The organism is Bisbaumannia pacifica (assembly GCF_007989625.1).
Lineage (GTDB): Bacteria > Pseudomonadota > Gammaproteobacteria > Pseudomonadales > Halomonadaceae > Bisbaumannia > Bisbaumannia pacifica.
Window position 1 is genome coordinate 1 of record NZ_BJUK01000080.1, and the last position, 7,518, is coordinate 7,518.

Annotated in this window: 10 protein-coding genes; 6 read left to right on the forward strand and 4 right to left on the reverse strand. The window is 66.5% G+C overall.

The window, feature by feature from the left end; all coding sequences use genetic code 11:
* Positions 1–39: 39 nt before the first annotated feature.
* Positions 40–903: a SanA/YdcF family protein gene (locus tag HPA02_RS17690; RefSeq protein ID WP_307725145.1), complete on the forward strand. Its 864-nt coding sequence runs from the start codon at positions 40–42 to the stop codon at positions 901–903.
* 85 nt (positions 904–988) lie between these two features.
* Here HPA02_RS17690 and HPA02_RS17695 read toward each other — a convergent pair whose 3' ends face one another.
* From HPA02_RS17695 to HPA02_RS17710, 4 genes are all read right to left on the reverse strand, one after another.
* Positions 989–1,429, reverse strand: coding sequence for a hypothetical protein (locus HPA02_RS17695; protein ID WP_146804527.1), 441 nt, complete (start codon positions 1,427–1,429; stop codon positions 989–991).
* 159 nt (positions 1,430–1,588) lie between these two features.
* Entirely contained in the window at positions 1,589–2,497 is a 909-nt protein-coding gene (gene rimK / locus HPA02_RS17700) for a 30S ribosomal protein S6--L-glutamate ligase (RefSeq protein WP_146804528.1), read from the reverse strand.
* 18 nt (positions 2,498–2,515) lie between these two features.
* A complete protein-coding gene (locus tag HPA02_RS17705) occupies positions 2,516–2,953 on the reverse strand; it encodes an ATP-dependent zinc protease family protein (RefSeq protein ID WP_146804529.1) in 438 nt (145 codons plus the stop codon).
* 19 nt (positions 2,954–2,972) lie between these two features.
* Positions 2,973–4,001 carry a DUF3549 family protein gene (locus tag HPA02_RS17710; RefSeq protein WP_146804530.1) on the reverse strand — a complete coding sequence of 343 codons (1,029 nt, stop codon included), beginning with the start codon at positions 3,999–4,001 and terminating at the stop codon, positions 2,973–2,975.
* A 305-nt stretch (positions 4,002–4,306) separates the two neighbouring features.
* Between HPA02_RS17710 and HPA02_RS17715 the strand changes: the two genes are divergently transcribed.
* The 5 genes from HPA02_RS17715 (at position 4,307) to HPA02_RS17735 (ending at position 7,477) form a co-directional block, all read left to right on the forward strand.
* Positions 4,307–5,071 (forward strand): amino acid ABC transporter substrate-binding protein, encoded by a 765-nt coding sequence (locus HPA02_RS17715; protein ID WP_146804531.1) that lies wholly within the window; start codon positions 4,307–4,309, stop codon positions 5,069–5,071.
* A 12-nt stretch (positions 5,072–5,083) separates the two neighbouring features.
* The gene (locus HPA02_RS17720) at positions 5,084–5,758 is read left to right on the forward strand and encodes an amino acid ABC transporter permease (RefSeq protein ID WP_146804532.1); all 675 of its coding nucleotides are present in this window, start codon (positions 5,084–5,086) and stop codon (positions 5,756–5,758) included.
* Positions 5,755–6,510: an amino acid ABC transporter ATP-binding protein gene (locus tag HPA02_RS17725; protein WP_146804533.1), complete on the forward strand. Its 756-nt coding sequence runs from the start codon at positions 5,755–5,757 to the stop codon at positions 6,508–6,510. The genes HPA02_RS17720 and HPA02_RS17725 overlap by 4 nt, the downstream gene beginning before the upstream one ends.
* A 130-nt stretch (positions 6,511–6,640) precedes the next feature.
* A complete protein-coding gene (locus HPA02_RS17730) occupies positions 6,641–6,976 on the forward strand; it encodes a YqcC family protein (protein ID WP_146804534.1) in 336 nt (111 codons plus the stop codon).
* Positions 6,977–7,477: a gamma-glutamylcyclotransferase family protein gene (locus HPA02_RS17735; RefSeq protein ID WP_146804535.1), complete on the forward strand. Its 501-nt coding sequence runs from the start codon at positions 6,977–6,979 to the stop codon at positions 7,475–7,477. It begins immediately after the preceding gene.
* Positions 7,478–7,518 lie beyond the last annotated feature (41 nt).

Genomic DNA, 7,518 nt, shown 5'->3' on the forward strand with positions numbered 1-7,518 from the left:
CGAGCGCAGACAGTTTTCGGTTAGGGCGTAGGAGCGGTGATGCGGCGAAGGGCAATACGCGTCCTCAAGATCGGTCTGATGGCGCTGGGAGGGGGGCTCCTCCTGGCGCTTTTGCTGTTGGTGGCGGGTAATGCCTGGGTGCTGCAGCAGACGCGGCAACAGATCGAACCCGAGCTGTCTCGGTGCCTGGCCGCCCCGGTGGGCATCGTCTTCGGCACCTCCCGCTGGACCCGCAGCGGTCACCCCAATCCGCATTTCGCGGCGCGCATGAACGCCGCCGCCCGGATGGTGCGCCTGGAGCGGGTGGAGCACCTGCTGATCTCCGGCGATAACCGGACTCGCTTCTACAACGAACCCCAGGCCATGTGGCAGGCGCTAAATGCCCGCCAGGTGCCGGCCGAGGCCATGACCATGGATTTCGCCGGCTTCAGCACCTATGACACCCTGGCCCGGGCACGGGACGTCTTCGGCGTCGAGCGGGCCGTGCTGATCACCCAGGACTGGCACCTGCCCCGGGCCCTGTTGATCGCCGATGCCCTGGGGCTTGAGGCGTGGGGGTGCGTGGCACCGACCCGCCCGGTGGATGGGCTCTGGCGGCTACGGCTGCGCGAGTGGCTGGCTCGCCTGGGCACCCTGGGGGATCTCTATGTGTGGGGACGGGACCCTCATTTTCTGGGCCCCCTGGAGCCCCTGCCGGTGACACCGCAGGGAGAAGCGTCGATCGAGGAAGTGGAATCGACCGAGGAAGAGAGCCCCTCCTCTAGTCTGCCGGGTTCCCTTGTGCCGGTGACGCCGCAGGGAGAAGCGTCGATCGAAGAAGTGGAATCGACCGAGGAAGAGAGCCCCTCCTCTAGCCTGCCGGGTCCCCTGGAGCCGGTGACGCCTCAGGGGCAAGGGGAGTAAGTCATAAGGAGAGCGACGAAGGGGCGCTTAAACAGCAGGCCCGCCATGGTTGGCGGGCCTGCGTCGTCTTCGGCTCGATGGGCCCCTAGCGGCGCTGTTTCTGCAGCCGGTAGAGTTCGCGGATCAGCGCGCGGCAGCCCTTGAGGCAGCGCTCGATCAGCGGTTCGATGGCGTCCGGCAGGGGGTGAGTGTAGAGGGTCGCCAGGGACTGCATCAGGCCCCGCTCCTGCTCCAGCAGCTCGTTGATCAGCACCTGACAGTCGTTGCCCACGAAGCTCTTCAGGCGACTCCACAGCCACAGGTAGTCGTCCCGTTCCACGTCGGCGTCCCGCGGCAGGATGCGCAGGTACTTGCGGGCCATCTCCCGCAGCTCCTTGAGGTCCGTGTGGCGCTGCTCATAGTGGGGCTTGAGTTTATCGCGCAGGGTCGGGCGCAGGCGCTCCTGATTGTCCTGGAAGTAGTCGAGACTATCGGCCAGCGCTTCCAGCACGCTGTCCATCGCCACCTGGCGATTATCGAGAAACATGAGCAGTCACCTCCTCCGGTGACGCAGATTGTGCGGGGGGAAACACTGTTTTTCTACCCCCCTGGGACAATATTTTGTGCTTTATGCACCTTTGGTATCGGCCACCGCCCCGCGGCCTTGAGATACGGCAACAAATCGCTACTTTTTGACGCCTGTCGCTCATCCCTTGGGCTTGGGCGGCGCCTTGCGAGCCGGGGCGGCGTGCTTCTCCAGGTGTTCGATGATCAGCCCGGCGATATCCTTGCCGGTGGCCGACTCGATGCCCTGCAGGCCCGGCGAGGAATTGACCTCCATGATGACCGGCCCATGGTTGGAGCGTAGCAGGTCGACCCCCGCGACCCGAAGCCCCATGGCCTTGGCGGCACGAATCGCCGTGGAGCGCTCTTCCGGGGTGATGCGGATCACGCTGGCGGTCCCGCCGCGATGCAGGTTGGAGCGGAACTCGCCCTCGGCGGCCTGGCGCTTCATGGAGGCCACCACCTTGTCGCCGATCACCAGGCAGCGGATATCGGCGCCCTTGGCCTCCTTGATGTACTCCTGGACCATGATATTGGTCTTCATGCCCATAAAGGCCTGGATCACCGATTCGGCGGCCTGGTTGGTCTCCGCCAGCACCACGCCGATGCCCTGGGTCCCCTCCAGCAGCTTGATCACCAGGGGGGCGCCCTTGACCATGGTGATCAGGTCGGGGATATCGTCAGGCGAATGCGCGAAGCCGGTAATCGGTAGGCCCAGCCCCTTGCGGGAGAGCAACTGCAGGGAGCGCAGCTTATCCCGGGAGCGGGTGATGGCCACCGAGTCATTGAGCACATAGGTTCCCATCATCTCGAACTGGCGTAGCACCGCACAGCCGTAGAAGGTCACCGAGGCGCCGATACGCGGGATCACCGCATCGAAGGGCTCGATCTCTTCGCCCTTGTAGTGAATCGACGGGCGGTGCGAGGCGATGTTCATGTAGCAACGCAGGGTGTCCACCACCCGGGCCGTGTGGCCACGTTGCTCGGCCGCTTCCATCAAGCGACGGGTGGAGTAGAGGTTGCGATTGCGCGACAGCAGGGCGATATGCATCGAGAGTCTCCGTGCCCGTCAGGGCTCACCGTGGAGGAAAGTGGCGCCGGGGGCGACCAGCAGGCCACGCATGGCGCGGCGCCCCAGCAGCATGGGGTGGCGCATGTTGCCGCGATGGGTCAGGGTCAGCTGCACGGGAAATTCCAGCTCGCCCAGGCGCATGGGGGTGCGGATCACATAGCGCCACTCGGCCTGGCCGTTGGAGCTGGTCACCTGGCGGCGATCATGGAGGTGCAGCTTGAACGGGTGCGCCGGGCTCGTGGGGCCGCCGGCCCGGGTGGTAAAGCTGACCCAGACGTGGCCGTCCTCCTCGAAGGATTCGATATCCTCGGCATGCAGCGAGGAGGTGCGCGCCCCGGTATCGACCTTGCAGCAGAAGCTTAGCCCCAGCTGGGGCAGGGTGACCATCTCGCGGCGGCCGATCACCGCCTTGACCGCGTAGGGTAGCTCTTTCATCGCCGTCTCCTTGCCGGGCTCAATGATCGCGTCGCAGGCCACCCAGGCGGGCGGCGATGGGCGACTCGGGAGGCGCCTGGCGCAGGGTCATCAGCACCGGCAGGCGCAGCCGAGGAATCAACGCCAGATCCCGCGCCAGGGCGGTGAAGTCGGCCTGGGGCGACTCCGCCAGTCGGGCCAGGTAGCGCGGCAGGCGCTGACCGTCCTCCAGGGCCTCCCAGCCCCGGGCCGCCATGGCCGCCAGCAGGTCGGGACCGCAGGCATGCGGGTCCGCCAGCAGGGCGTCGTACCAGGCCGCTACCGGCTCCGCCGGGCCGCGGCTCTGGGCGCGCAGGCAGTCACACAGGGTCTCCAGGTCACCGGCCTCGGCGGCTCGTTCACCGCGTTCACGCAGGGCCAATGCCAGCTCGGCCGTGATCGCCACATGTTCTAGACACTGGCACAGGGGACGCAAGACCTCCACCGGTAGCCGGGGCAGACGCGATGCCAGGTGCCGGGCCTGGGCATCGTCGTGGCGTACCGCGAAGTCCGCCAGGCCCTGCAGTCCCAGGGACTGCCAGTGGCCGGCCTGCTCGCCGGCCAGGTAATCCTCCACCAGTTCCAGGTGCTGGCTGGCGGGGCGCTCCAGGTCCTGGCTGGCGCGGGCATGGAGCAGGGCCTGGAAGGGCAGGGAGGGCGTAAAGGCCAGGGGGTTGTCGCGCATCAGGTGATCGGCCTCGTCGCGGGCCTCGCCGAGTCGCTGCACATTGCGCCCCAGGGTCTCCAGCAGGCGCTGGATAAAGGCGTCCCTGGGCGCCGGCGACAGTAGCCCCTGTTCGTCCAGGGGCAGGGCCAGGAACCAGATCAATGGCTCCGGGGCATCGCCCAGGGTGAAGACGCAGGCCAGCCTGGCCTGACCCTGCCAGGGCTCGGCCCAGGGCGCCTCTAACGCCTCGAAGCGGGCCAGTTCCGCCATGGTCAGGGGAGTCACCCGGCGCCCCAGATGGTAAAGGCGCACCTCGGCACCGCTGCGGGTGAAGAAATCGTGCAGGCTGTGAATCGGCGTCATGGTGGCTCCTCCCCGTCTGAGTCGCGCACTGTACCGCGGGTGGGGAGCCTTGTCAGCCGGGGGGCGCGAGGAAATTCACGGCGCGCGACGCCGCGTGGATGATCAAGAATTGATCGCTTGGCGGGGAGCGGCGTGGCGGCTCGCGATACGCGCCTTGTCCAGGGGTTATCCACAGGCTGACTCAGGGCTTCTGTGGGTTTTCCCCGTGGGGCAGGGCGGCGATGAGTCGGCGGGGCATTTTTCTGAGAGGCATAAGCTATTATAATTTTTATTACTTAAAATTATTTCCTTGCCAGGAGATTCCCATGTTGCGTTCGCTGACTCTCGCTACCCTGCTCGGTGCCGGCCTGGCCGTCGGTGGCCTGGCCCAGGCCCAGGACAGCGCCGATGAACTGCGTGTCGGCATGTCCGGCGGCTATTTTCCCTTCACCTTCGTGCGCCAGGACGTCCTGCAGGGCTTCGAGGTGGATGTCATGGAGGCCGTGGCCGAGGTGCTGGACGTCGAGGTGAATTTCGTGACCGCCAACTTCTCCGGCCTGTTCGGCATGCTGGAGTCGGGGCGGATCGATACCATCGCCAACCAGATCACCATCACCGAAGAGCGGGAAGCCAAGTACCTGTTTACCGCCCCCTACGTCTATGACGGGGCCCAGGTGGTGACACGCCGTGGCAACGACGAGGTGAGCGGCGTCGAGGACCTGCGCGGCAAGCAGGTGGCGGTCAACCTGGGCTCCAATTACGAGCAGCTGCTGCGCGAGCTGCCCTTCGCCGATGAGATCGATATCCGCACCTACGAGAGCAATATCGAGCAGGACACCGCCCTGGGGCGGGTGGATGCCTTCGTGATGGATCGGGTCAGTGCCAGCCAGGTGATCCAGGAGACGCCGCTGCCGTTGCAGCTGGCCGGCCAGCCCTTCTCCGAGATTCGCAACGCCCTGCCATTCCGCGATGACGAGGCTGGTCGCGAGTGGCGCGAACGGGTCGACGCCGCCCTGGCGACGCTGCGCGAGCAGGGGCGGCTGGCGGAGATCTCCGAGCGCTGGTTCGGTACCGATATCACCCGTCCCTAAGCGGAGGGCCCCATGGCCATTCTTGACGTCGGCTATATGGTCGAGCTGCTGCCGATCCTGCTGCGCTATCTGCCCCTGACCCTGCAGATGGCGGCACTCGGTATGGTATTGGCGCTGGCGCTGGCCTGTGCCCTGGCGGTGGTGCGGGTGCTGAGGATCCCTGGGCTGAACGGCGCGACCCTGCTGTTTATCTCTTTCTTTCGCGGCACGCCGCTGCTGGTGCAGCTGTTCCTCTTCTACTATGGCCTGCCGCAGATCTTCAGTGCCCTGACCCAGATCAACGGCATCACCGCCGCCATCATGGGCCTGACCCTGCACTTTGCCGCCTATATGGCGGAGTCGATCCGCGCCGCCATCGTCGGCGTCGATCGCAGCCAGACGGAGGCGGCGTTGGCCATCGGCATGACCCGCGGGCAACTGATGCGGCGTATCGTGCTGCCCCAGGCGACCCGGGTGGCGGTGCCCACCCTGATGAACTACTTCATCGACATGATCAAGGCCACCTCCCTGGCCTTTACCCTGGGGGTCACCGAACTGATGGGGGCCACCCAGAAGGAGGCGGCGGGGAGTTTTCTCTATTTCGAGGCCTTTATCACCGTGGCGCTGCTCTACTGGGGCATCGTCGAACTCCTGGCCTGGCTGCAGCGACGGCTCGAGGCGCGACTCAACGAGGCCTATCAGCGATGATTCGAGTACAGGGACTCACCAAGCGCTTCGGCGACAGCCTGGTGCTGGACGCCATCGACCTGGAGATCCAGCAGGGCGAGATCATCGTGGTGATCGGGCCCTCGGGCACCGGCAAATCGACCCTGCTGCGCTGCCTCAACTTCCTGGAGCGCCCGGACGCGGGGTACCTGGAAGTCGGCGAGCTGCGCCTCGATACCCAGAAGGTCAGCCGCCGGGAGATCCTGGCCCTGCGCCGCTGCACCGCCTTCGTGTTCCAGAACTATGCGCTGTTCGCCAACAAGACCGCCCTGGAGAACATCGCCGAAGGCCTGATCGTGGTCAACCGCTGGCCCAAGGCCAAGGCCCATGCCCGGGCCCGGGAGATCCTCGAGCGCATCGGCCTGGCGGACAAGGCCGATGCCTACCCTGCCTCCCTCTCCGGGGGGCAGCAGCAGCGGGTGGGGATCGGCCGCGCCATGGCCGCCCAGGCCGAGGTGATCCTCTTCGATGAGCCTACCTCGGCGCTGGACCCGGAGTGGGTGGAGGAGGTGCTGGGACTGATGAAGCAGCTGGCCGCCGAGCGCCAGACCATGCTAGTGGTCAGTCACGAGATGGGCTTCGCCCGCGACGTGGCGGATCGGGTGATCTTTATGGAGGGCGGGCGCATCGTCGAGCAGGGGCCGCCGGCGCGGCTGTTCAGCGAGCCCCGGGACCCGCGCACCCGGGAGTTTTTGCGCAAGGTGCTGGCCGCCCAGCAGGCCGCCGTACCCTAGGCGCCAGCCCTGATTTCCTCCCAAGCCCCATGGCCATGCCGGCCGTGCCAGCCTGCCGCGGTGGGGCGCGGGATGGCCAGGGGCCGTCATGGCTGGGATAATAAGGCAATAGCCCAAGCGCGGAGACATCATGACGGTTTATCAGGAGCTCGATCACGCCCTGGAACGCCTCGAAGCGACCCTCAAGGCCGCCGACCTCTGGTCGGCGAGTCGCCCCCCCGCCTCGGCCTTCGACAGCCGGCAGCCGTTCTGCGTCGATACCATGGAGCTGCCCCAGTGGCTGCGTTATGTGTTTATCGCTCGGCTCTCCGCGGTGGTCGAGGCCGAAGGGTCCTTGCCGCCCAACTGTGAGGTGGCCCCCGCCGCCGAGGTCTATCTCAAGCAGTCCGGCGTCAGGGCCAGCAACCTGCTGCTGGTGGTCAAGGCTATCGAAGAGGTGGACCGGGTGATCAACGAGGCCGACTGAATGCCTTACTACTTTGCCTACGGCAGCAATATGAACGTCGCCCGGGTGGCGGCGCGGATCGGGGCGACGCGGCGCGCCCTGGCCGGAGTATTGCGGGACTACCGGCTGACCTTCGACAAGGCGTCCCGCGTGCCGGGCATCGCCCATGCCAATGTGGTGGTGACACCGGGAAGCCGCGTGGAGGGGGCGCTGTTCGAGCTGATGTCGCCGGCCCAGATCGAGGCCATGGATCCCTTCGAGGGACATCCCCACGAGTATCTGCGGCGGCGCCTGCCGATCCACACCGCGGAGGGGCTCCGTGACGCCTGGGTCTATCTGGCGGCTCCGGGGACCACCGCCGAGCGCCTACGACCGGCGCGCGAGTACCTGGAGCACCTGCTGGCCGGCGAGCCCTTCCTGAGCCCGGACTACCATGCCGAGCTGGCGCGGGTGGAAGCGGTGGCCGATCTGGACGAGATGACCCTGGCGCAGTTGGGGTTATCCCGGCATAGCCCGCGGTAATCCACCGCTTAGCACACGACAACGACTCGGGCCCGCCATCT

Excerpts from the sequence above, each read along its gene's own strand:
- HPA02_RS17690 (WP_307725145.1), top strand. The coding sequence starts at position 40 with ATGCGGCGAAGGGCAATACGCGTCCTCAAGATCGGTCTGATGGCGCTG.
- HPA02_RS17695 (WP_146804527.1), bottom strand. The coding sequence starts at position 1,429 with ATGTTTCTCGATAATCGCCAGGTGGCGATGGACAGCGTGCTGGAAGCG.
- rimK (WP_146804528.1), bottom strand. The coding sequence starts at position 2,497 with ATGCATATCGCCCTGCTGTCGCGCAATCGCAACCTCTACTCCACCCGT.
- HPA02_RS17705 (WP_146804529.1), bottom strand. The coding sequence starts at position 2,953 with ATGAAAGAGCTACCCTACGCGGTCAAGGCGGTGATCGGCCGCCGCGAG.
- HPA02_RS17710 (WP_146804530.1), bottom strand. The coding sequence starts at position 4,001 with ATGACGCCGATTCACAGCCTGCACGATTTCTTCACCCGCAGCGGTGCC.
- HPA02_RS17715 (WP_146804531.1), top strand. The coding sequence starts at position 4,307 with ATGTTGCGTTCGCTGACTCTCGCTACCCTGCTCGGTGCCGGCCTGGCC.
- HPA02_RS17720 (WP_146804532.1), top strand. The coding sequence starts at position 5,084 with ATGGCCATTCTTGACGTCGGCTATATGGTCGAGCTGCTGCCGATCCTG.
- HPA02_RS17725 (WP_146804533.1), top strand. The coding sequence starts at position 5,755 with ATGATTCGAGTACAGGGACTCACCAAGCGCTTCGGCGACAGCCTGGTG.
- HPA02_RS17730 (WP_146804534.1), top strand. The coding sequence starts at position 6,641 with ATGACGGTTTATCAGGAGCTCGATCACGCCCTGGAACGCCTCGAAGCG.
- HPA02_RS17735 (WP_146804535.1), top strand. The coding sequence starts at position 6,977 with ATGCCTTACTACTTTGCCTACGGCAGCAATATGAACGTCGCCCGGGTG.